21 protein-coding genes are annotated in these 25,075 nt (G+C 50.6%); all 21 read left to right on the forward strand.

Going from position 1 to position 25,075, the window contains the following annotated elements; genetic code table 11:
- The coding region (locus tag JDF658_RS04980) for a LacI family DNA-binding transcriptional regulator (protein WP_079906663.1) at nt 1-975 on the forward strand (975 nt) is incomplete at its 5' end.
- A gap of 110 nt (nt 976-1,085) precedes the next feature.
- Nucleotides 1,086-2,396, forward strand: coding sequence for an ABC transporter substrate-binding protein (locus JDF658_RS04985; RefSeq protein ID WP_079906664.1), 1,311 nt, complete (start codon nt 1,086-1,088; stop codon nt 2,394-2,396).
- A 112-nt stretch (nt 2,397-2,508) separates the two neighbouring features.
- Nucleotides 2,509-3,819, forward strand: a complete 1,311-nt coding sequence (locus JDF658_RS04990) for a carbohydrate ABC transporter permease (protein WP_079906665.1) — start codon at nt 2,509-2,511, stop codon at nt 3,817-3,819.
- Between the two features lie 13 nt (nt 3,820-3,832).
- A complete protein-coding gene (locus tag JDF658_RS04995; RefSeq protein ID WP_200805646.1) occupies nt 3,833-4,663 on the forward strand; it encodes a carbohydrate ABC transporter permease in 831 nt (276 codons plus the stop codon).
- Between the two features lie 16 nt (nt 4,664-4,679).
- Nucleotides 4,680-6,386 (forward strand): alpha-glucosidase, encoded by a 1,707-nt coding sequence (locus JDF658_RS05000; RefSeq protein ID WP_078665218.1) that lies wholly within the window; start codon nt 4,680-4,682, stop codon nt 6,384-6,386.
- 5 nt (nt 6,387-6,391) lie between these two features.
- Complete coding sequence (locus JDF658_RS05005) at nt 6,392-7,492, forward strand: ABC transporter ATP-binding protein (RefSeq protein WP_078665217.1); 1,101 nt, start codon at nt 6,392-6,394, stop codon at nt 7,490-7,492.
- 15 nt (nt 7,493-7,507) lie between these two features.
- Nucleotides 7,508-8,761: a PfkB family carbohydrate kinase gene (locus JDF658_RS05010; protein ID WP_242946614.1), complete on the forward strand. Its 1,254-nt coding sequence runs from the start codon at nt 7,508-7,510 to the stop codon at nt 8,759-8,761.
- 1 nt (nt 8,762) lies between these two features.
- Nucleotides 8,763-11,762 (forward strand): beta-phosphoglucomutase, encoded by a 3,000-nt coding sequence (gene pgmB / locus JDF658_RS05015; RefSeq protein ID WP_079906666.1) that lies wholly within the window; start codon nt 8,763-8,765, stop codon nt 11,760-11,762.
- A 76-nt stretch (nt 11,763-11,838) separates the two neighbouring features.
- The gene (locus JDF658_RS05020) at nt 11,839-12,597 is read left to right on the forward strand and encodes a M23 family metallopeptidase (protein WP_079906667.1); all 759 of its coding nucleotides are present in this window, start codon (nt 11,839-11,841) and stop codon (nt 12,595-12,597) included.
- 144 nt (nt 12,598-12,741) lie between these two features.
- Nucleotides 12,742-13,392: a class I SAM-dependent methyltransferase gene (locus tag JDF658_RS05025; protein ID WP_079906668.1), complete on the forward strand. Its 651-nt coding sequence runs from the start codon at nt 12,742-12,744 to the stop codon at nt 13,390-13,392.
- Nucleotides 13,393-13,509: 117 nt separating this feature from the next.
- On the forward strand, nt 13,510-13,764 hold the full coding sequence (gene spoIIID / locus JDF658_RS05030; RefSeq protein WP_079906669.1) for a sporulation transcriptional regulator SpoIIID: 255 nt from the start codon (nt 13,510-13,512) through the stop codon (nt 13,762-13,764).
- A 97-nt stretch (nt 13,765-13,861) separates the two neighbouring features.
- On the forward strand, nt 13,862-14,899 hold the full coding sequence (locus JDF658_RS05035) for a rod shape-determining protein (RefSeq protein WP_079906671.1): 1,038 nt from the start codon (nt 13,862-13,864) through the stop codon (nt 14,897-14,899).
- Between the two features lie 16 nt (nt 14,900-14,915).
- Nucleotides 14,916-16,952, forward strand: a complete 2,037-nt coding sequence (locus JDF658_RS05040; protein ID WP_079906672.1) for an S-layer homology domain-containing protein — start codon at nt 14,916-14,918, stop codon at nt 16,950-16,952.
- A gap of 17 nt (nt 16,953-16,969) precedes the next feature.
- Nucleotides 16,970-17,734, forward strand: coding sequence for a flagellar basal-body rod protein FlgF (gene flgF / locus JDF658_RS05045; RefSeq protein WP_079906673.1), 765 nt, complete (start codon nt 16,970-16,972; stop codon nt 17,732-17,734).
- A gap of 13 nt (nt 17,735-17,747) precedes the next feature.
- A complete protein-coding gene (locus tag JDF658_RS05050; RefSeq protein WP_079906674.1) occupies nt 17,748-18,872 on the forward strand; it encodes a flagellar hook-basal body protein in 1,125 nt (374 codons plus the stop codon).
- A gap of 14 nt (nt 18,873-18,886) precedes the next feature.
- Entirely contained in the window at nt 18,887-19,237 is a 351-nt protein-coding gene (locus JDF658_RS05055; protein ID WP_079906675.1) for a rod-binding protein, read from the forward strand.
- An 84-nt stretch (nt 19,238-19,321) separates the two neighbouring features.
- Complete coding sequence (locus JDF658_RS05060) at nt 19,322-20,035, forward strand: LCP family protein (protein ID WP_079906676.1); 714 nt, start codon at nt 19,322-19,324, stop codon at nt 20,033-20,035.
- Nucleotides 20,036-20,056: 21 nt separating this feature from the next.
- Nucleotides 20,057-20,806, forward strand: a complete 750-nt coding sequence (locus JDF658_RS05065) for an S-layer homology domain-containing protein (protein WP_079906678.1) — start codon at nt 20,057-20,059, stop codon at nt 20,804-20,806.
- A gap of 16 nt (nt 20,807-20,822) precedes the next feature.
- Nucleotides 20,823-21,593: an S-layer homology domain-containing protein gene (locus JDF658_RS05070; RefSeq protein ID WP_079906679.1), complete on the forward strand. Its 771-nt coding sequence runs from the start codon at nt 20,823-20,825 to the stop codon at nt 21,591-21,593.
- 217 nt (nt 21,594-21,810) lie between these two features.
- Complete coding sequence (locus JDF658_RS05075) at nt 21,811-24,297, forward strand: S-layer homology domain-containing protein (protein ID WP_159446565.1); 2,487 nt, start codon at nt 21,811-21,813, stop codon at nt 24,295-24,297.
- A gap of 322 nt (nt 24,298-24,619) precedes the next feature.
- Nucleotides 24,620-24,976 (forward strand): reverse transcriptase domain-containing protein, encoded by a 357-nt coding sequence (locus tag JDF658_RS14395; protein ID WP_375804190.1) that lies wholly within the window; start codon nt 24,620-24,622, stop codon nt 24,974-24,976.
- The last annotated feature ends 99 nt before the right edge of the window (nt 24,977-25,075 follow it).

Here is a 25,075-nt window from a genome sequence, read left to right on the forward strand (position 1 = left end):
GGAGTATCGGTTTCTACCGTTTCCCGGGTACTAAATAACAGCAAACCGGTAAGTTCGGAAATCCGGGCCCGGGTTCTGGCGGCAGTAAATAAATTGAACTTTCAGCCCAACTCCCTGGCCCGCAGTCTGGTTCTGAAAAAAACCAGGCTGATCGGGGTTTTGGTCCCGGATATTGCTAACCCCTTTTTCCCGGTGGCTATCGCCGGGATTGAGGAAATTGCCAGTATGTATGGCTACAATATCCTGTTGTTCAACACTTTCGGGCAGATTGAGAAAGAATTGCAATATCTCAATATTTTAAAGGAAAAACAGGTAGATGGTATTATTAAAATGAGTACACAGGTTACAGAAAAACACGAGGAATATTTTGCAAGCACTTCTATTCCTATGGTAGTTACCAGCAATTGTACCGAACGGGAAGATGTGCCCTGTGTAGTAATCGATGATGTGAGAGCTGCCTATGATGCTACCTCCTATCTGATTTCCCTGGGACATAAGCGAATCGGCATGATTAGTGGCCCGCTGGATGACAGTGCCGGACGGGATCGTTTTTTGGGCTATCAGCAAGCAATGCTGGAACACAAACTTAATATTGACTTCAACTTGCTCAAACAGGGGAACTTCAAGGTGGAGAGCGGCAAAAAGGCAATGGAAGAAATTTTGCGGACTGTAGCCAGAGAGGAGTTGCCAACCGCCATTTTTGCAGCCAATGATGAAATGGCGATAGGCGCTATTGGAGTGCTACTGGATAATGGGCTAAGAGTGCCGGAAGATATCTCGGTGATGGGTTTTGATGATATTTTTATTGCCCCTGTTTTCCGACCGGCTTTGACCACAGTGAAGCAGCCTATATATGATATTGGGGCGGTAGCCGCCAGAAAACTGGTAAAGCTAATTGAAGGAGAAAAATTAAGTGAAACAAAGACAGTCTTGCCCTATCACATAATAGAACGTAATTCTTGCCGTAGAATATAAATTTTTTTAAGGTGTAGGAAAACGGTTTCCTAATTAGGGGGTGAGATGGCAAATAAAAAGGTGGTGTTTAGTTTCATTTAAAAATCAATTTAGATGGAGGAGGAGAACAAATGTCGAAGTGGAGAAAGGTAACCAGTATCGCCCTTGCCGCTGTCATGGCTTTTTCTCTCACTGCCTGCGGTACCGGCAAGCAAGCAGCAGAAGCACCCAAAACTGAGAACAAGCAAGCTACTGAACAACCGGCAGAAAAGGTAAAACTCATTTACGCTCGGGGTAAAGATGTCACCGGTGCTACCGAAAAAATTGTAGAGGCATTCGAAAAGAAATACCCCAACATTGATGTGGAATTCCGGGAAATGCCGGCTGATACCGGGCAAAGCCATGACCAGTATGTAACCATGTTCAGTGCCAAATCTTCTGAAATCGATGTTTTTGACCTGGACGTAATTTGGCCTGCTGAATTCGCTCAGGCTGGCTATCTCTTGCCCCTGGATCGGTTTATTGAAAAAGATCAGATTGATATGAGTAAGTACATCAAAGGTGCTGTCGAAGCCGGTAACTACAATGGTCAGCAGTGGACCATGCCCAAGTTTATTGATACCGGTTTGCTCTACTACCGGAAAGATATCGTGAAGCAGCCGCCCAAAACCTGGGATGAGCTGATCGCTCAAGCTCGTCAGTACAAAGGGAAAGGCGGAACTCAGTTTGGCTACCTGATGCAAGCCAAGCAATATGAAGGTCTGGTCTGTAATTTTGTAGAGTTCAATGCTGCTTATGGTGGTAAGATTCTGGACGAAAATGGCAATGTAGTCATCAATAACCCCAATAGCATCAAAGCCTTAAAGAAAATGATGGAAATCGTCAAGTCTGACATTGTGCCCAGGAATATCACTACCTTTACCGAACTGGAATCTCACACTGCCTTCATTGAAGGACAGGCACCTTTCATCCGCAACTGGCCCTATATGTATGCCCTGGCCCAGGACAAAACCCAGTCCAAAGTTGTAGACAAAGTGGCTATCGCTCCGCTGCCGGCAGGGGATGCTGGTTCTGCTGCTACCCTGGGTGGCTGGATGACCGGTATTAACAAGTACACCAAACATCCCAAGGAAGCCTGGGAGTTTGTTAAGTTCATGACTGGTCCGGAAGGCCAGAAGATCACTGCTATCTATGGCGGTTCTGCTCCTACTCTGTTGCCTGTTTATGATGATCCGGAAGTGCAAAAAGCCAGCCCGCTCTTCGCCAATAAAGACTTCATTAATGGTGTAAGTGCAGCTGTGCCGCGTCCTAGTTCCCCCATCTATCCCAAGATTTCTGAAATCATCCAGATCGAAGTCTCCAAGGCTCTGGCCGGTCAGCAAACTGCTGAGCAGGCAGTTCAGAACATGGAGAAGAAAATGAAAGAGGCCATTGGCAAATAAAATACCATGAAAGCGCTGTTGAGGGAGGGATTTCCTCCTCCCTCAACAGCGGGTTTTCATGGTTTTTTTTCTCACCTGAAAGGTTGTAAAAAACAGGAAGTTGGTGAATGCGATGAAACCGGGTAAAGGCAAAGGCTTATCGGAAAAACAGATAGGTTATCTGATGGTATTGCCTGCACTCCTGATGATTACGGTTATTGCCATCTGGCCAGTGCTGCGTTCTTTCTGGCTGAGTATGTTTGATATTCGCCTCAATGACCCGGCCCGGACGGCTGTACATCTCAATTACGGGCTGGATATGGAAAGATATGTGGAAACCATGCCGGCTCTAATCCGGGTGTTAAATAAAAAGAGCGCAGAGGCAGCCGGAGAGGCTCTAACTGCCCTGACGGATTTGAAAACAGCAGCGGAAAATTTGCAAAAGGAATTGAACCGGGATCCAGAAATTGCTAAAAGATATGAAGAGATTGACAAACTGCTCTATGATTTTCAGCCTGTGCCTGAACAGTTAAAATATCTGGAAGTAAAAAAAGAACAAGCAATCTTGATTAAAACCCAGCTGGCCAGTATGCAGGGAAAAATTGATGCCTTAAGCAAAGCTAAAACCATCGAAAAACCCGAGGAAATCCTCGGTCCACTGCAGGGATTGCGGGCAGCTATGATTGAACCAAACTATCTCGGTCTAACCTACTACAAAACCTTTTTCAAGGAGCCCCGGCTCTGGGCAGCTCTATTTAATACCTTTTTCTTTACGGTTGTTTCAGTATTTATTGAACTGGTGCTGGGCCTGTGGATTGCCCTGCTGATCAATAAACAGTTTAAAGGCCGCGGACTGGTCAGGGCAGCAGTGCTGATTCCCTGGGCCATTCCCACAGTAATCTCGGCCTTAATGTGGAAATTTATGTACGATGGACAGAACGGAATCGTAGCCAGGTTTTTTGAAACCATTGGCCTGGTTAATGATATGAGTGTGTTGTTAACCACCAAATGGGGGGCTATGTTCTCGGTTATCTTTGCTGATGTGTGGAAAACTACGCCCTTTATGGCGTTACTCTTATTTGCCGGTTTGCAGACCATTCCTGACTCTCTCTATGAATCAGCGGAGGTAGAGGGGGCCAGCAAAACCCAGCAATTTTTCTACATTACTTTGCCTATGCTGAAATCCACCATTCTGGTAGCGCTCCTGTTCCGGACCCTGGATGCGTTCCGGGTCTTTGACCTGATTTATGTACTAACCGGCGGTGGCCCGGCTAACTCTACTGAAACCATTTCCATCTATGCTTACAAAACCATGTTTGCGCAGATGAATTTCGGGGCCGGTTCTGCTCTCTCGGTCATAGTCTTCCTGTGTATAGCTATTATCAGTTTGATTTTCATCAAAGTTCTCGGCGCTGACCTGATCGGCGATAATCGAGGCAGGTAGGGGGTGGCAGCAAATGATTCAGAAAAAGGCAGGGCCGTTGTTTTATCTCTTTCTGGTTGGTTTCCTGTTTGTAATCATGTTTCCCTTTTTATGGCAGTTAGTCGCTTCCATCAAACCGCCCGGTGAACTGTTTGGAGACAGGGCTTTTAATGTACTGATTGAGAATCCCACCATTGAAAACTATATCCGGGTCTTCAGTGCTCGACCCTTTGGCAGATATCTCTGGAACAGTTTCGTAGTAGCTTCCACTACCACTCTGGTCAGTATTGTTATCGCCTCAATTGCTGCCTATGCTATTGCCTGGGTAAAATTCAGCGGCAAAGCCATCGTACTGGGGATAGTGCTGGCGGTATCCATGTTCCCTCAAATCGCTACCATTTCTCCCATCTTTCTGTTTTTACAGTCGGTGGGACTAACCAATAGCTATCTGGGGCTGATTTTGCCCTATACTACTTTTGCTCTGCCGCTGGCTGTCTGGAACCTGACTGCTTTCTTCCGTAAAATTCCCTACGACCTGGCTGAGGCGGCCAAAGTGGATGGAGCCAGTATCTTGCAGACTCTAACCAGAGTCTTTTTCCCGCTGGCCTTGCCCGGGATTTTTACTACAGCGATCCTGGTCTTTATTGCAGCCTGGAATGAATTTCTCTTTGCCCTGACTATCAACACTGAAGAGGCAATGAAAACGGTACCGGTAGGGATTGCCATGTTCCAGGGGCAGTATACCATGCCCTGGGGTGAGATTGCGGCAGCTTCCATTGTGGTTACCGTCCCGCTGGTAATCATGGTATTGATCTTCCAGAAACGGATTGTATCAGGCTTAACCGCAGGAGCAGTTAAAGAATGATGGGAGGAGAGGACGGATGAAAAAAGCCTGGTGGAAAGAAGCGGTTGTATATCAGATTTATCCCCGCAGTTTTATGGACAGCAATGGGGATGGCATCGGGGATTTGCGGGGAATTATCTCCAAACTGGATTATCTGCAGGAGCTGGGGGTGAATGTAATCTGGCTCTGCCCGGTTTATAAATCCCCCAATGATGATAATGGCTATGATATTAGTGATTACCGGGATATCATGACGGAATTCGGCACCCTGGCCGACTGGGAGGAACTGCTGGCCGAGGTCCATAAGCGGGGGATGAAACTGATCATGGACCTGGTGGTAAACCACACCTCGGATGAACATCCCTGGTTTATCGAATCCCGCAAGTCCAGGGATAATCCCTACCGGGATTACTACATCTGGCGGCCAGGCAAGGATGGCCGGGAACCCAACAACTGGCGTTCCTTTTTCAGCGGCTCGGCCTGGGAGTATGATGAAACAACGGGGGAATATTATCTCCACCTCTTCTCCAGAAAGCAGCCGGATTTAAACTGGGAAAATCCCCGTTTGCGGGCAGAAATCTATGAGATGATGAAATGGTGGCTGGACAAGGGGATTGACGGGTTCCGCATGGATGTGATCAATGCCATCTCCAAGGTTCCGGGTTTGCCAGATGCACCCAAACGCAGTGATGACCCCTACCAGTGGGGAACAGAGTATTTCATTAACGGGCCCCGTATTCATGAGTTCCTGCAGGAAATGAAACGGGAAGTGCTGGACCACTATGATATCATGACCGTGGGGGAAACACCCTTTGTCACTCCCGAAGATGCCATCAAATACACCCATGAGGAAACGGGGACCCTGAACATGGTTTTCCAGTTCCAGCACATGGATGTGGATATGGCACCCAATAGCACTAAAGGGAAGTGGGAGCTCTATCCCTGGAAATTAACGGACTTGAAAAAAATCATCACCACCTGGCAAAAAGAGCTGGAAGGCAAAGGCTGGAACAGTATCTATCTGGAAAACCATGACCAGCCCCGTTCTGTCTCCCGCTTCGCTGATGATGGGGAGTACCGGGTGCCATCTGCCAAAATGCTGGCCACTTTCCTGCTCACTCTGCAGGGTACACCTTACATTTATCAGGGTCAGGAAATCGGCATGACCAATGTCAAATTCGATTCCATTGAGGACTACCGGGACATTGAAACCCTGAACATGTATCGGGAGGAACTGGCGAAAGGAAGTAAGCCGGAGGAAATCCTGCCCTTGATTCATGCCAAGGGCCGGGATAATGCCCGTACCCCCATGCAGTGGGATGCCAGTGAAAATGCGGGCTTTACCGGTGGTCAGCCCTGGATCAAAGTCAACCCCAACTACCGGGAAATCAATGTGGCCCAGGCCTTAATGGACCCCGATTCCGTATTTCACTATTACAAGCGCTTGATTCGCCTGCGCAAGGAAATGCCGGTTTTCGTATATGGTACCTATGACTTGCTGCTGCCTGAAGATGAACAAATCTATGCTTATACCAGAACCCTGGGAGAAGAAAAACTGCTGGTGGTGCTGAACTTCTCCGCGGCTACCCCTCTTTTCACCATGCCGGCAGAACTGGAGCGGTTTAGCCAGCGGCAATTGCTGATTGTCAACTACCCGGTAAACGATGAGGAAAGCAGGGAATTCCGGCTCCGTCCGTATGAAGCCCGGGTCTATCGGTTCAGTAATGGTACAGACAGGAGGTAATGGCGATGGCCAAAGTCCGATTTGAACATATCTACAAGCGCTATGGCCAGCAAACCATTGTTAAGGATTTCAATCTCGAAATCAAGGATAAGGAATTTCTGGTGTTTGTCGGTCCTTCCGGTTGTGGTAAATCCACTACCCTGCGCATGGTGGCCGGTCTGGAAGAAATTTCCGAAGGCAATCTATATATTGACGACCGGCTGGTCAATCATTTGCCACCGAAAGAACGGGATGTGGCCATGGTATTTCAAAACTATGCCCTCTATCCCCATATGAATGTTTATGAGAACATGGCTTTTGGATTGAAATTGCGGAATGTACCCAAAGAGGAAATCGACCGCCGGGTGCGGGAAGCGGCACGCATTTTGCAGATCGAACATTTACTGGAACGGAAACCCAAAGCCCTGTCCGGGGGTCAGAGGCAGCGGGTAGCCATGGGGAGGGCTATTGTGCGGGAACCCAAAGTCTTCCTGATGGATGAGCCCCTTTCCAACCTGGATGCCAAACTGCGGGTGCAGATGCGGACGGAAATCATCAAACTGCACCGGCGGCTGGAGTCCACTATCATTTATGTTACCCATGACCAGACGGAAGCGATGACCATGGGTGACCGCATTGTGGTGATGAAGGATGGGGTGATCCAGCAGGTGGATACACCTTTAAATCTCTATCACCATCCCTGTAATAAATTTGTTGCCGGGTTTATCGGTTCTCCGGCCATGAATTTCCTGGAATGTACCGTTAAACTGGAAGGTGAGACGGTCTCCCTGAATTTCGGTAATTTCGAGCTGGCAGTGCCCCAGGGGAAAGGGGAAAAATTGCAGAAGTATATTAATCAGCGGATAATTTTCGGGATCCGGCCCGAGGACATTCACGATGAGGCGGTGGTGCTGGAAGCATATCCTCACAGCCAGGTGGAAGCGGTCATTGATGTGGTAGAACTGATGGGGGCTGAAACTTATCTCTATCTTTCTGCCGACACCCATAACTTTACCGCCCGCCTGGATGGCCGTTCCCAGTATCGGGCCGGGGAAAAAGTACGGCTGGCCATTGATATGAACAAAATGCATGCCTTTGATAAAGAAACCGAAGAAGCGATTTTGTAAAGCGGGGGACTGCTAATGATAGTTTGTATCGGCGAGGCTTTAATAGATTTTGTGCCCACAGTGTTAGGCCAGGCCCTGCGGGATGTGGAAACCTTCAGTAAAAAAGCCGGAGGAGCTCCCGCTAATGTAGCTGCCGGGATTGCCAAACTGGGGGGTAAAGCGGCCTTTATTGGCAAAGTGGGAGCTGATGAATTCGGCCGCTTCCTGGAGAAAACCCTGGCGGAATTGGGGGTTGATACCAGCGGAATGCTGTTTTCCGAGGAGGCCAACACCGGCCTGGCCTTTGTTTCTCTGCGGGCTGACGGGGAGCGGGATTTCCTCTTTTACCGCCGTCCCAGTGCCGATATGCTGCTTCGGCCCGAGGAAATCCGGCAGGACCTGCTAGCACGGGCCCGGATTGTCCACTTTGGTTCTGTCACGTTGATTAGCGAGCCGGCTGCTTCTGCCACTCTGGCAGCGGTAAAACGGGCTAAAGAGCTGGGGGCGTTAGTTGCTTTTGATCCTAATCTCCGCCTCAACCTCTGGCCTTCAGCTGAAATGGCCCGGGAGCGGATCCTGGCAGTCCTGCCACTGGCTGACCTGGTCAAGGTCAGTGAAGAAGAACTGGAGTTTCTTGCTGGCCATGCGGGGGAGAACCGGGAGGCGGCCTGCCAGCAGCTGCTGGCTGCTGGCCCCCGTCTGGTGGTGGTAACCCTGGGAGCGAAAGGCGCCTTGCTCTGCAGCCGGGAGCAGGTACTGCAGCTGAATGGGTTTGAGGTGACGGCCATTGATACCACCGGGGCTGGAGATGCCTTCTGGGCGGCTTTTCTCACCCGGCTGGAGGAAATGCTGGTAACCGGACGTCAACTGTCCGGACTAACTGAAGGGGAGTGGCAGGAGGTCCTGACCTTTGCCAACCGGGTAGGGGCGCTGACCACTACCCGGCCGGGGGCAATTGCTGCTATACCCACCCGGGCGGAGGTGGAGGCAGAACTGGCAGCAGCTCCTGTAACCAGTGCGGACTACATTCGTCAGGTGACTGTTGAACTGCCGGAAGGGCTGCTGGGAAGAAGCGCTGCTCTATTTGTCCAAACAGCCGGAAAATATGAGGCGTTATTGAAAATAGGCTACCAGAATAAACTGGTGGATGCCAAAAGTATTCTCGGGGTGATGGTGCTGGGGGTGCGACCAGGGGAACAGGTAACTCTGTATGCCGACGGCTCGGAAGCAGCCGAAGCCCTGGAAACACTGACTTCTTTCTTACAAGGCAAGACAGGGAGCGAAAGTTGAGATGAAACAACAGACAGCAACACCAATTTACCCCCTCGATGAATGGAAGATCATTGAAGAGAGATTCCGACCTGAAGATAATCTGCGCAATGAATCCATCTTCGCCACCGGCAATGGCTATATCGGGATGCGGGGAAATTTTGAAGAAGGCTATGAAGGCCCGGAAGGGACCTCGGTGAATGGCACCTATCTGAATGGTTTTTTTGATTCAGAGCCCATTATTTACGGGGAAGAAGCTTATGGTTATGCCAGAAACCGGCAAACCATGCTGAATGTAACCGATGGCAAAATCATGCAGGTATTGGTGGATGACCAGCCTTTCAGTCTCTTTCGTGGGCGCATTCTGGCTTACCGGCGGGAACTGGATTTAAAGACCGGTTTGCTTACCCGTGAGGTGACCTGGGAGGCCCCTGCAGGCCAGCAGGTACGCTTGCGCTTTCAACGTCTGGTATCATTACAACGTAAACACCTGGCGGCTCTGACCTGTGAAGTGGAAGCTCTCAACTTTAATGGGGAAATTACCTTTATCTCCGCTCTGAATGGAGAGGTGCGCAACCAGGTCAGCAAGGGGGACCCCCGCACCGGTTCCGGTTTTCAGGGCCAGGTCCTTTTGACGGAAGGGAAAGTGGCTGAGGGTGACTTTGCCGCCCTCCGTCAACGAACCAAAACTACCGCCTTTGCCCTGGTCTGTGCTATGGAAAATGCGATAGTGGCCAGCCGGGAAGGAAAGCGGGAAAAGGTTGAAGCAGAGCAACTGGTGGGCTTTCGCTATACCCTGCCGGTGAAGCAGGGGGAAAAAGTGAGACTGGAGAAATATTTGGCCTATTATACCTCCCGGGATTATCCGGAAGGGGAATTGCTGACTCGCGCTCAGGCAACTGTAGAGGAAGCCAGGAACCTCGGCTTTACGGCCCTGGCAGAGGAGCAACGCCAGTATCTGGCTGCTTTTTGGCAAGTAGCAGATATTGAAATTAAAGGGGATGCCGCCCTGCAGCAGGGACTGCGTTTCAATGCCTTCCAGCTGCTGCAATCCGCTGGCCGGGATGGCAGGACCAATATCGGAGCCAAAGGTCTGACTGGTGAAGGCTACGAAGGCCACTATTTCTGGGATACGGAAATCTATATTCTGCCCTTTTTCCTCTATACCAGTCCGGAAATTGCCCGGTCGCTGCTGGCCTATCGCTATCACATTCTGAACAAGGCCAGGGAGCGGGCCCGGCAAATGTCCCAGCGGGGGGCCCTCTTCCCCTGGCGGACCATTGATGGGGAAGAGACTTCCGCTTACTATCCGGCCGGTACTGCCCAGTATCATATCAATGCTGCCGTCATCTATGCCCTGAAAAAATATCTGCAGGCCACCGGGGATCTGGAGTTTTTCCTGCAGGCCGGGGCGGAAATGCTGTTTGAAACCGCCCGGTTCTGGGTGGACCTGGGAGATTATATCCCCAGAAAAGGCAACCGCTTCTGTATCAACGGGGTAACCGGCCCGGATGAGTATACCGCCATTGTCAATAACAACGCCTATACCAACCTGATGGCCAAAGACCATCTGGAGTTTGCTGCCCGCATGGCGAACTGGCTGCAGAGGGAATATCCGGAGCAGTACCAGGTCCTGGCGGCCAAAATCGGGCTTCAGCCCGAGGAAGTGGCGGAATGGCAGCGAGCAGCCGGGCTTATGTACCTTCCCTATGATGAAGAACTGGGTATTCTGGCCCAGGATGATTCCTTCCTGGACAAGGCGGTCTGGGATTTTGCCGGCACTCCGGCGGATAAATATCCACTGCTGCTTCACTATCATCCGCTGGTGATCTATCGCCATCAGGTACTGAAGCAGGCTGATGTGGTACTGGCCCTCTTCCTGCAGGGCAACCGTTTCTCCCTGGCGGAGAAGAAGCGCAACTATGATTATTACGAGCCTCTGACTACCCATGATTCTTCCCTCTCCCCCTGTATTTACAGCATTATGGCGGCAGAGATCGGGTACAAGGACAAGGCTTATCATTATTTTATGCAGACCGCCCGCCTGGATCTGGATGATTACCATGGCAATGTCAAGGATGGCTTACACATGGCGGCCATGGCCGGGGCCCGCCTGGCCCTGGTCTGCGGTTTTGGCGGGATGCGGGAATATGATGGTCAACTCTACTTTAATCCGATCATTCCGGCTAAATGGGAAAGTTACACTTTTAAGCTCAGGTTCCAGAACCGCCTGCTGGCAGTGCAGGTGACACCGGAAAAGGCGGTCTATACCTTGCTGACAGGAGAACCCCTGACCATCTACCATCGTCAACAGGAGCTGCAGTTGCTCGCTGGTCAGCCGGTGGCGGTCAGTATCAAGCCCCGCCTGGAGGCGGTGATTTTTGACCTGGATGGGGTAATCACTGATACCGCCGAATATCACTACCTGGCCTGGAAGCGGCTGGCCGAGGAGCTGGGGCTGGCCTTTGACCGGGCCCTGAATGAGCAGCTGAAAGGGATTGGCCGCAAGGAATCCCTGGAGATTATCCTGCAGGCCAATGGCAAAACCGCGGCGGAAGCGGAAAAAGAAGCGTGGATTACCAGGAAAAACCGGTACTATCTGGAGCTGCTGGAGCAGCTGACACCGGCGGCGGTGGCTCCCGGGGTGCTGGCCCTGCTGCAGGAGTTGAAGGCTCATGGGATCAAGATCGCTCTGGCTTCAGCCAGCAAGAATGCGCCGCTGGTGCTGGAGAAACTGCAACTGACCCGGTATTTTGATGTAATTGTAGATGCGGGTGCAGTAAAAAAAGGCAAACCCGATCCGGAGATTTTCCTGACCGCTGCTGAGCAATTACAGGTGCATGGGGGAAATTGCCTGGGAATCGAGGATGCTGCAGCCGGGATTGCTGCTATCAAGGCTGCCGGGATGGTAGCGGTCGGTGTAGGCGATAAGGCAACTCTCCCGGCAGCGGATCTGGTAGTCAAAACAATGAATGAACTGAATTTGTCTAAACTGCAAGCATGCTTTACAGGTGTCCGTTAATGGCACCTGTTTTCTTTTGTCTTTATGTTTAAGAGATATAAAAAAAGGGAAAAATCAAGGATAAGGAGGTGTTTTTATGAGCTGGTGGAGAAAAATTATCGACTGGCCCTGGTGGCCGGATGCTCTGGAAAGGCAAAGGAACTGGCGGCGGCGCTGGCTGCTGGGCTGGAGTATCTGGGGGATAGCTATTACTGGCTTGGTCCTGGCGGGTACATATGCCTGGTGGTTTAACCGGACTTATCAGGATCATGTAACTGTGACCCGGGCGGTACAGGATGACCTGAGCAGCACTGCCACATGGGTTAAACCGGCAACGGTGCTGGCCCGGCAAACCGGAGAGGAAACGCAAGCTAAGCGGGCGGTAGAGCCTGCCCGGTCCCGGGAGGAAAAAAAGCAAAAAATTTCCCGCTCTCAGGTATACACCCGGGCCCAGGTGGGGAATAATATAGTAGGGAAGGAACTCCCCTCTCCCAGATTTCCGCTGGCAGGTGGACAACTTATTTTCGGCTATGGCCAGATTTACTGGCCGGTTTTCGGGGACTACCGTTTCCACCACGGGGTGGATATCCGCCCGGCGGAAAACAATCACCTGGTGCGGGCAGTGTGGCCCGGTCAGGTCAAGGCCATTCGCGATGGCAGCGAAGGACCGGAACTGGTCCTGAGCCATGCCCAGGGTTGGGAAACGGTATATGGCAACCTGCAGGGCATCAAGGTGCGAATGGGTCAGCGGGTGGAAGGTGGCCAGGTCTTAGGCCTGGTAGCACCGGGTGAGTTGCTCCATTTTGCTGCCAGCCAGCGGGGAGAAGCGGTGAATCCTGCGGTTATCTTCCCTTAACAAGCTACCCTCATTCTTTTCATATCCCCTATCCCCTTTCTTGGCAACCGTTCTGGTTGCCTTTTTTTTATATTGAACATAATCTGTAATAATAGTTGCTCCAAGAGCCCGGTTAGTTTTGCTTGAAAGGAGTAGTCATAAGCTATGGATGACAGGTTTGAATCACGATTTTTTCGCCAATCAGACCCCAAAAGGAAAGAATTCATCTTTACTCTCCCCCCAGCATGGTGGAGCCGTTGTTATGAGTACCCCTGGGCCAGTATGTTTGCTGAACCCGGTGATACGGTACTTGATGCTGGCTGTGGTATTAGTCATCCCTTTAAATTCTTTCTTTCCGATACATGTCGCGAAGTGCATGCCTGTGACATTGACGAACGCATTTTGTCATCCACCGCTATCCTCCAGGAGATTGAAGCGGACTTTGGTCAAGAAGAGGTCACTAAATTTCCCTTACGTTACTTTGATAACATCCACTTTGCTAAAGCTGATCTGGCTAAACTTCCTTATGAAAAGGGAAAATTTGATAAGATATTCTGCATTTCTGTCCTGGAGCACTTAAATATGAAGGTGATGCTGTCTATTCTAAAAGAATTTAAAAGGACCCTTAAAGATACAGGCTTAATTATTTTGACTTTCGACTACCCAACGATTAATTTAGATACTTTCATAAACATAATCACTGAAGTTGGCTTAAAATTTAATGGACCTGTTTCACTTACACTGCCAGAGGACGCAGTCTTTAGTGATCTATATGGCCGACTCTATTGCTATCGCGCGGTTTTAAGAAAAGATTAGTACTTTGAGACGCTATCAGCCTGGCTTTTTGCTATATTACCCGACAAGTGGCTTCTTTTCTCATTCCCTGCAGCATATATATCTATTAGCAATGGCTGTAGGGGGGTTGAGGACGGGATGCAAGAATACATCAGGAAACGGGTCCTGGATATCAGCAATTATATTCTGGAGTCGGGGGCAACGGTGCGGCAGGCAGCCCAGGTCTTCGGCGTCAGCAAATCCACCGTGCATAAGGATATAACCGAGCGGTTACCGACCATTAATAAACGCCTGGCATCCCAGGTCAAAAAAATCCTGGAAAACAACAAGGCAGAACGTCATATTCGGGGCGGGGAGGCAACCAGAAAAAAATATCAGGAAAATGCCGAATGACCGTAAGAAAAAGAGGATTTTCCCCTTTTTAGTAGAAATAAATTATATTTAGACGAAACTGGGCGTAATAGAATATTTGAAAGGGGAAAAGAAGAGAATGTTCGGCTTCGGCATGGATATCGGTGTGGATCTGGGCACTGCCAGTGTGCTGGTATATATAAGGGGGAAAGGGATCGTTCTCCACGAGCCCTCTGTGGTCGCCATCAACAAGGATACCGGCAAAGTGATTGCTGTTGGGGAGGAAGCCCGGCGCATGATCGGGCGGACCCCGGGCAATATTGTGGCTATTCGCCCTTTGCGGGACGGTGTTATCGCCGATTATGACGTAACGGAAAAAATGCTGCGCTATTTTATCAACAAAGCCGTCGGCCGCAAATTTATTTTGCCTTTTTTCCGGCCCCGCATTATGGTGTGCATTCCCTCCGGTGTAACGGGGGTAGAGGAACGGGCAGTCAGACAGGCCGCCATTCAGGCCGGGGCCAGGCAGGCGGCGCTGATTGAGGAACCCCTGGCAGCAGCCCTTGGGGCAGGGATTGAGATTTCCGAACCCAGTGGCTCCATGGTGGTGGACATCGGCGGGGGTACCACCGATATTGCCGTCCTTTCCCTGGGGGGCATAGTGGTGAGCAAATCCCTGCGGGTCGGCGGAGACAAGTTTGATGAGGCTATTATGCGCTATATTCGCCGGGAATTCAACCTGATGATCGGGGAACGGACAGCGGAAGAGCTGAAAATCCAGATCGGCACTGCCTATCCCGCCGCCAAACGGGATAACAGCGTTTACGAGATTCGCGGTCGGGACCTGGTTTCCGGTCTGCCCAAGAATGTGCAGGTAACCAGCCAGCATACCTATGAAGCCCTGCAGGAAGCGGTGGAACAGGTAGTAAGCTCGGTCAAGGAAGTGCTGGAAAAAACCCCGCCGGAACTGGCGGCTGATATTATGAACAAGGGGATTGTCATGACGGGGGGAGGTTCTCTCCTGCATGGCCTCAGTACCCTGATCAGCAAGGAGACAGGCCTGCCGGTCTATATTGCCGATGATCCTCTCTCCTGTGTAGCCCTTGGAACGGGGAAAGCCCTGGTTAACTACGATGTAGCAGCCAAAAACAACCGGTCCTATCGGAAAGTGCTGTAAGCGGTGGTGATGGAGAGTGAAGCGGCAGCACTGGCTAAGTTTGATATTGTTGCTGCTGGTCTGGCTGGGGACAGGCTCAGCGTTAAGTCAGGGGGCAGAGGTGGCCCTGGTGGTGGAAAGCCCACTGGAGGGAGCAAGGGTAACCACTGGTCAGATTGATGTCAGGGGCTATCTCAGAGGCAGTACAGAGCTGACAGTTAACGGCAATACCGTTAGTGTAGGCAGTGACGGTTCCTGGACCACCCAGATCCAGTTGACCCCGGGTGCCAACCGGATTGAGCTGGTGGCACGAATATCAGGTCAGACGCTCAAGAAGTATCTTAACCTGTTTTACGCCGATGGCTTGCCGGTGATTACCATCAACCAGCCGGCAGATCAGGGGCTGGTGCGCGCTTCATCTCTCAACTTGACGGGAGAAGTGGCGGAAGGAGTGCTGGCAGCGGTATATCTCAATGGCAGCCAGCAGTCGGTGACCACCGGAGTAAATACCTTCAATCTGACTCTGTCCGGCTTGAAACCGGGCGCAAATAACATTAAGGTTTCAGCAGTGGACTCCGAAGGGGATAGCCGGGAAAAAAACCTGACCGTCTGGTATGATGACAGTCCGGCACTGGAGGTAACTGAACCCGGTCCGGGACAACAAATTAATGGTAACACTGTGGTGGTCAAGGGGAAGGCCTGGAATGTGGACAAGCTGCTAATCAATGACCAGCAGGTATCTGTCAGTGGTAACAGTTTCAGCTACACCCTGGCGGTCAATGATAAGACCGATAAAATCACTCTGGTGGGCAGCAAAGGCACCCGGTCGGTTACAGTTGAGATTCAGGTCAAGTATGCAGGCAGGCCGGAGCTGGTTATTGACAGTCCTGGTTCGGGCAGCAAGGTCTATAGCAATGTTATCAGTATCAGTGGGCATCTGCTCGGCCTGGCTGATTATAGCGGACTGGAGGCTGTGGTCAACAAAAATAAATATTCTTTCAATACCAGGGGGTACTTTACTGCAGATAATATCCTGTTGAAGCCTGGCAAAAATACTGTTAAAGTTGAAGTAAAGACGGCAAATTTAACTTTAAGCAAGAGTATAGATATTTACTATATTGAACAACTGCAAACAGGGGCCAGTATCCGCCTGCAGCCTGCTATCAGCGGCGGTAACTTCAAACTCTGGGGCGGAATGGTTCAATTGACGGTACCGACCGGGGCATTCAGCGGCAATGAATACCTGCGGGTCAGGAGCGAAAATCCCCGGGACTATACTATTTCCGGAGGTGGTCGGGTTTTTGCTGGACCGGTGCTGAGTATCGAAGGACTGGGGGAACAGGGGGTAACCCTGACGGTTAAAACCGCGCCAGGTCTCAGTTTGGAGCAGGGCCGGCGCCTGGACCTCTATCGCTATAATGGTGATGGGAACTGGGAGCCGCTGGCGGGAGCGGCAGACAGCCGCAAAGGAACAGTAACTGCCTGGCTGCCGGGGAATGGAGTTTATGCGGTGCTGGCCGATGTCAGGGTTTATGCCGACGTAGAGGGCCACTGGGCCCAGGAGGAAATCGAAGCCCTGCTGGCTCGTGGTATCATGCCCCCGGACAGCAGTACAGCTTTTCGTCCTGACCGGGCCTTGACCCGGGCCGAGCTGGCAGTAATTCTGGCTAAGGCGCTGGGACTGCAGCCTTTGAACAATAATTATCTTTACTTTACCGATTTGTCGACCGGTGATGCCCGTTATCCCTATATTCAGGCGGTAATCAGGGCTGGTTACATGAAAGGTACAGGCAATGGGCGTTTTAACCCTTATGGTACGGTAACCAGGGCGGAATTTATGACCATCCTCAGCCGGGCCGGTAACTGGGCTGTTGCCAGGGATGGTGGGACCAGCCCCGGGTTCAGGGATTGGATCCAGGTGCCCTGGTGGGCGAAAAATGCCATAACTGTAGCTCTGCAAAAGGGCTATATCAATGGGGTGAAACCGGGAGTGTTAGCACCCCGGGCGGCTATTACCAAGGCTCAGGCCGCCAGGTTGCTGGTCAAGGTGATGACGGAACTGAAGCGGATTTAAGCGGGGGAGGGATCAGTTTGATCAGAGGATTATATACAGCAGCGTCCGGGATGGTGGCCCAGCAAAAACGCATGGACACCATCGCCAATAACATGGCCAATGTCAATACCGCCGGTTTCAAGCGAGATGAGACTGTCGTTGAAGCTTTTCCCCAGTTGCTGCTGAGCCGGCTCAATGACCCGGGGATACCGGGAGCGGCGAAAGGGGAGATCCGGCCACTGGTCGGCGGGCTGGGCACAGGTGCCCGTTTGCAGGCAGTGCTGCCTATCTTTACTCAGGGCCCCTTGCGCCAGACGGAGGCCCCGCTGGATGTGGCTATTGCCGGGGATGGCTTTTTCGTGGTTCAGACTCCTGCCGGAGAGGCCTATACCCGCAATGGCGCTTTCCAGCTGGATGAACAGGGATACCTGGTTACTTCTGCCGGTTACCGGGTACTGGGGCAGGGGGGACCGATTCGGGTTCAGCCCGGCAGCAAGGTGGTTATTGATGAACAGGGGCAGGTGACAGCCAATGGTCAGCCGGTAGGAAAGCTGCGGGTGGTGGCTTTTGCCAATCCCCAGGCCCTGCAGAAACTGGGGGACTCCCTCTTCCAGGGGACAGGAGCAACCCCGCTGGCGGAACCGGTGCTGCGTCCCGGTTTTCTGGAACAGTCCAATGTCAATCCGGTACTGGAAATGGTGAATATGCTGACGGCTATGCGGACCTATGAAGCCGGGCAAAAAACCATTCAGGCCGAAGACCAGCTTCTGGAGAAAGCTGTTAATGAAGTAGGCAGGGTATAAGGAGGGAGTTGGAATGATACGGACTTTATGGACAGCGGCCAGCGGTATGACGGCCCAGCAGGCCAATATTGACAATATCGCCAACAACCTGGCAAACGTCAATACTACCGGTTACAAAAAGACTTCAGTGGAGTTTCAGGATCTGCTTTATGCCAATCTACGGGAAAACGGCCGGGTGCTGGCTGATGGGACCACTTCCCCGATCAATTTCCAGCTGGGTCTGGGGGTAAGGGTGGCCGGGATCAGGACAGAGTTCAGCAAGGGCAATCTGCAGGCTACTAATAATCCCTTTGACCTGGCACTAACCGATGACACCTTTTTTGAAATCCGCCTGCCCAACGGCCAGGTCGCCTATACCAGGGATGGCTCCTTCAAAGTTAACAGTGAAGGGCGGATTGTGACAGTAGATGGTTATCAGCTGTCCTTGCAGAACAAGACGGCCGATGAGGTGCTGATCAGCGATCCGGAAGCGGTATCCATTGCGGAAAATGGCAGTATTGTCATGCCCAAGAAAACTGCGGTATCAGCAGATATTTATATTCTCAAGGATGCCAAGACTCTGGTGGATAATGGCACTGGATTTTTTACCGGCGATTTTGAACAATGGCAACCATCAGACAGTCAGCCCAATCCGCCCAAAGACCGCTATTTCAAGGTAGAAATGCCCGATGGCAGTGAAGCCTATGTGCGGGCCGGCAGTTTCAAGGTGGACAGTGAAGGCAATATTGTCACCTCCCTGCAGGTTGCTGATGGCAATGGGGGGTTTAAACCCGCCAAGCTGGTCAGTTCCTCCCTGCCGGAAGTGGACAAGGGGGTAGTTCAGGTGGATGTAGGGGATGATGGCAAATTCGTTCTGACCCAGGAAGTGGGCCTGATTCGCCGGGTGCGTTTCACCAACCCGCAGGGTCTGGAGAAGAGGGGCCAGAACCTGTATTTCTCCACCGCTGCCTCTGGCCCGGCGGAAACTGTATCGGAAGATCAGGCAGGGGTGATGAGTGGCTTTATTGAGACTTCCAATGTCCAGGTGGCTGAGGAAATGGTGAAGATGATCATGGCCCAGCGGGCTTATGAGCTGAATTCCAAGGCGATTCAGACCGCAGATGACATGATGCAGGTCGCCAACCAGCTCAAGCGTTAAGGGAGGGATAGCCGGTGACAGTTAATGGTATCGGTGGGCCCTCTCCGCTGAAGCTGGCCCGGGAAGCGGTCAAGAGTACCGTTCCGGGTGAAGGGCAGGAGTTTGCCCGGGTGCTGGAACAGGCGGCCAAAAGCGCTGATGATAAAAAACTGAAAGAGGCCTGCCAGCAGATGGAGGCCCTTTACCTGCACCAGCTTCTGCAGAGGATGAGGGCTACTGTTCCCAAAGGAGGACTGTTCCCGGAAGATAACGGAGAGGAGATCTTTCGGGATATGCTGGATGGGGAACTGGCGGTGCAGATGAGTAAGGCCGGTGGGATTGGTCTGGCAGAAATGTTGTATCAACAGTTGAAACCGCAAAAATAGCTATTCTGCGGGAATAAAAACTGTTCCAGCTGGTTAACCTGTGTTCTGGTGATTTAAATGCAAATTAGCAGAAGAATCTGTATAGTGATGGTGCTGGTCGTTATTCTGAACATTTCTGGTGCTGCAACCGGCTGGAGCAGTGAACAAACTATCAATGAACCAGTGGCTATTTTCTGGCATAATGGCCGAGAACTAAAAGCTCTTACTATTCTGGTCATGAGAGCTGATGGCAGCAAAGCGGTGATCGGAACCGTCCCTGTCTTCGCCTATTATGCCAGTTACCGTGGAGGGCCGGGCAGCCGGGGGCTACCGCAAACGGTGGGAGAGATGTTTGCTGCTCAAGGCCGGGCGGCGGTACTAACAGCGGTAAGTACCTATCTGGGCCTACCGCTCAGCAAGTATGTAGCGATTGAGCAGAAAGCTTTTGCCAGCATGTCCGAACTGGTTGGACCCACCACCATCAATGGAAAAGAGATTACCATGGCAACGGCCTTTGAGCAAACCCGGCTGGGGATCAGACATGATGATCAGCAAGTGGTGAGAGCTTTTAGTGCCAAGCTCCGTCAACCGGAGGAATGGTGGAAACTGCCCCGGCTGGCCTATTTACTGATCGGGGCTGTAGATACCAATCTGACCATGCAGGAGCTCTGGCAATATTATTCCCTCTACCGGCAAATCGGACCGGAACGAACTTACAAGGAAGCCGTTCAGGGTAAGGATTTCTATATTGATGGTGTAAAATACCGGGCCATTTCTCCCCGGGAATGGCAGGAATTCTTCCCCCGCCTGTTGAAATAACAGGTAAAGGGGGTTTTTGTTTTGCGGAAAAACAGGATTCTGGCGCTCTCTTTTCTGCTGATCCTGGCTGGATTGGGATTAAGCAAGAGCGGCTGGGCCAGGCCCGGGGATGCGGCTGACCCACTGGTAACCAAAAGCTATGTAATGAAGGTGCTTTCAGAAAACTTCAATCCGATGGCGCAGACTCTGGCGTCTGTAGATAGCAAACTGGATGATTTATTACAGCGTACTGCCAGTGCCCAAAAACAACTGGTGCCCTTCAGTGATGTTTATCAGGCGGAATACAGCCCGGCTATTGCCCGTATATACCATCTTGGTCTGATCAAAGGTTATCCGGATGGTACTTTCAGGCCCAATGGACCGATTAGCAGGAGTGAAATGGCTACCCTGCTGGTAAGGGCGAAAAAATTAGCATTAACTACCCGGAAAATCTATTTTAAAGATGTGTATTCCGGCTACTGGGCTTATCAGTATATCGCCACTGCCAAACTATCCGGACTGGTTACGGGTTATCCTGACAATACCTTCAGGCCAACCCGGCAGGTGACCAGAGGGGAAGCGGCTGCGCTCATCTATCGGGCCTATGCCAAATCACTGATAGCCGTGCAACCGGCGCCTATATACAGCGATATGACCAAACACTGGGCCAGGCCTTATGTGGATTATCTGACCAAAGCGGGAGTGATTCCGGTGGAAGCGGGCGGCAAATTCAATCCCGACGCCCCGGCTACCCGTTTATGGGTGGTGGAGGCCCTGGCTAAACTGCAGTAGAGAGGAGCGAAGGCTAATGAAAAAGAGAATGGCCCTGATAATTGCCCTGGCAATACTCGGAACAAATACGGCTGTAGCCTGGGCCCGACCGGGGGATGCCAGTGACCCGCTGGTAACCAGGAGCTATGTTGACAAACAGGTGGCTGAAGGGCTAACGCCTCTGGCTGACCAGATGGACGCACTGCAACAGAATCTGGACCAGTTGCTGGTAAGAAGCACAGCCTTACAGCAACAGCTGGCCGAACTGTTGCTGAATTTCAAAGATATAGCTGCCATACCGGAAAAAGTGGCCATAATCAAGGCAGTCAAGCTGGGCTGGATGCAGGGCAATGCCGATCGCACCTTTCGGCCGAAAGCGGCCATGACACGCAAGGATCTGGCCCTGTTCCTGGTCAGGGCCAAAGGAGTGCCCCTGAGCAACACGAAGGCTACTTTTAAGGATGTGAAAGCCAGTGATCCTCTGGCCAAAATAATGGTGACAGCAGCCGAGAGAAAGCTTTTACCGGCGCGCAGCCGCACCTATTTTGGGGCGAACCAGGCGGTGACCAGGGCCGAAATGGCCTATTACCTGGTCCGCAATTTCCCGGAACTGATGCCTAAAGCGGGTAGCAAGCTGCCATATATAAAGGATAGCAACCGTCACTGGGCTAAAACTTCGGTCCAGAAGGTAGTGGTTAGCGGGCTGATGCCCCTAGACAAGCAGGGGAAGTTCTATCCCAACCGGCTGCTGACCAGGGCGGAAGCGGCGGCGATCATGGCAAAAGTGGCAGCCAAGAAAAATTTATAAAAAATTTTCCTCCGACCCCCAAAAAAAGACCCCTGCCTGACGTATTTATATAACGTCAGGACAGGGGTTCAGTTTTATGGTTGATGTAGCAGAAATTTAAATTAAAGCCATTGACTGGACTGCCGTTGCTGGCTATAATGGAAAATGTAGCCTAATGGCTACAGGGGGACTGAAAAGATTAAATAAAAAAAGAAGTGTAAAGGGGGATATGAAAAGAATGAGAATCAAGAAGTCTATGGCTACTTTTGTGGCCGCCACCATGCTGTTCGGTTCCACCGGCATGGCATTCGCTTCCGTGGATGACAGCATCAATCGTCTGAATGGCGTAGGTCTGGTTAAGGGTTATGCTGATGGCAGCTTCAAACCGGAACAGAACATCACCCGGGCTGAATATGCCGCTATTGCCGTACGGGCCCTGGGGCTGGAAGCGGCTGCCCAGTATGCAAAGGGTCCGACCAAGTTCAAGGATGTGCCTGCTAATCACTGGGCCTCTGGTTATATTAATGTTGCAGTTGATCAGGGGATCATTACCGGTTATCCTGATGGCAAATTCAGACCTGATGCCAATGTGACTGCTGCTGAAGCCATTGCCATGATGGTACGGGTGCTGGGTTATGAGCCTGTTCTGACTGGAACCTGGCCGACCAAGTATATCTCCAAGGCATCAGCTCTCGGTTTGTTGGACAATGTTTCCATTGACAACTTCAATGCTCCTGCTAAGCGGGGAGATGTATTCGTTATCGCTGATGATGCATTGGATGTAAAACCGCTGGAACAAAAAGGTTATGGTGACACTAAGACTTACGAAGAATCCACCAAAACCCTGCTGGAACTGAAGCTGAAAGTAACCGAGAAAAAAGACATGGCTGTGGGTGCTTCTGTAGTTCACGATGGTGTTGCTGCAGACCAAATCAGCGTCAATGGTTCTGTCTATGACCTGGTAGGTACAGTTAATCCTTTTGATTTCTATGGTCTGAAAACAAAAGTCTGGTTTAACAAGGATAATGATGTAATTGCTGTTAAGGCTGATGAGGAAGAAATCTTTACTGATAAGATTAAGAGTTTTAGTGGTAATAAAGTTGTATTCTATGGTAAGGGTGAAAAAGAACTTGCTTCTTCTGTAACCCTCTACAACAACTTTGCTGCAGGAACACCGGCAGTACTTGGTTCCAATGTTAATAATGGTGATGTAGTAAAAGTTGTACTGGATGATAAAGGCAAGATCATTAAGTTTATTAAGTTTGCTTATCCCAACACTGACTACGTAAAAGAAATTGATGTTGCTAACAAGAAAATCACCTTTAAGCGGTCTGGTAGCTCCATCTCCTTAAAGGATAAGGATGAAGACTATATCCAGATCTTCAAGAACGGTAAAAAGGCAACTTTAGCTGACATCAAGGTTGGCGATGTAGTATCTTATTATTATAATGGTGATAAATATTTGATCGCAGCTACAGATGCTGTTGTAAGCGGTAAGCTGACCTCTGTTGCTGATGCAGCTGGCAACAATGTAAAACTGGTTGTTGGCGATAAAACTGTATATACTAATGGAACCGCTGAATACACAACGAATAACGGCGATTCCTTCAGTACAGCTACAACTGCTAACTTGAACGATGATCTGGTTGGCCAGAATGTTACTGTGAAACTGGGTCTGAATGGTGAGGCAGCCTATGTTATCAGTGACAAGGAAGCTACCAGCAAGACATTTGATGTACTGGTCAGAAATATTACCAAAGAAACTACTTATAGTGGAAACACCAATTCCACCAAGACCTATATCAAGGTAACCAAGTTTGATGGTACCATGCTGGTATATGAAGTTGATAACGATGACTACAGCACTGTTGGCGATATGGCTAATGGATATGTAGGTCTGAGTACTGTTATTACTAATCCCGATACTGCTGAAATCAATCCTAAAGACTTGGTCAAAATTACTTTAAATGACTCAGGTAAAGTATCAAAAGTTGTTGCTATAGATAGTAACACGATAAAAACACCAACTGATATCGATAAAGATACAAATGTACTTTATGTAAGTGGTACACCTTACATTATTACCAGTGACACCAAGGTTATCAAGTCCAAGAAATTGGGTGGTGGCTCTTCTACAGCTTATCTTGATGAAACTGAATATGTAACGTGGGATAATGCTGAAGATTATGTAGCACAAAATCTAACTAATACTAAAATAGTTATTGATGGTTCCAAAGTTAAATATGTCTTCTTGGATTCTACTACTGCCGTTGCTTCCGACTATAAGTGGGGTGTTGTTGTAGGCAGTAAGTTCGGTATCGGTGGCGGAGACTATGCGGTTAAAATCAACATCGATGGTACCGAAAAGCAATACACACTGGATGTTGCAAGCTTTACCTATTCTAACCAGCCTATTATTTTCAAACTGAATGCAGATGGAACTAAATTGAATTTTGCAAACGGACTAGTTGAAATGGGTGGTTTGGAAACAGTAGAGAAAGTTGAAACCGTAGGCGACAAGGTAATTATCACCATGACTAACGGGAACCAGCGGATTGGCATTGCCTCCAAGGTTAAATACTTTGATAAATCTGGAGGTAAGAACATTACTCCGATTACTGGAGTCTCCAGTGGAGATAATGTACGGGTCTATGAATTCCTGGATAAAGATGGAAAATATCAGTCGCCGACTGATGGCATGATTGACTTTGTAGTAAAAGAATAACAACAAGGGGCTAAGCCCCTTGTTTTTTTTGGTGCGCCCGGCATGGGCGTTGTCTATAGGGTGAAAGTCCTGAACGGGGAAGGTAGCAGTAACCGTAGCTTAAGACAAGGGTGTCCACCGTGATGAAGGGCCGAACACGAAGTGAGGGCTTGGCTTGGTACGTTCGAGTGATACTCAAAGACAGCAGAAAACCCCATATGGGGACTGCCATGGGGAGGAAGCGGTGAATCCGCAGGGGACCCATGGAGGGCCGAGTGTAACTCCGGCACAACCCGGGAACACATCCCGCGAAAGTGATGGTAATGGGCAGAAGGAGAAGGTTGTGGCCAGACAGAACATGCTGGCAACCCTAAGACGAGTAGAGGTGAACAAAGGTGCTCCAGGAATCGACCAGGTCACGGTAAAAGACCTCCGGGACTACGTACGAGAGCACTGGGACAGAATCAGGGAAGAACTTCTCACGGGAACCTATAGACCGCAACCGGTACGCCGGGTCGAAATCCCGAAACCTGGCGGCGGAACAAGGCTATTAGGAATCCCAACCGTCATAGACCGCCTAATCCAGCAGGCACTCCTGCAGGTACTTACCCCTATCTTTGACCCGGAGTTTTTCCCATACAGCTATGGGTTTAGACCTGGACGCAGGGGACATGATGCGGTCAGACAGGCAAGGAAGTAAGAGTATCGACGCGAAGCGCAGGGGCGGAACAATCCGCAGTAGTGATGAAGCTCCCGTAGTGGGTGTGAAGCAAAGGGATTGTATTATCGTTCTTGGGAA

Origin of the sequence: Carboxydocella sp. JDF658 (genome assembly GCF_002049395.1) — a bacterium.
Classification (GTDB): Bacteria; Bacillota.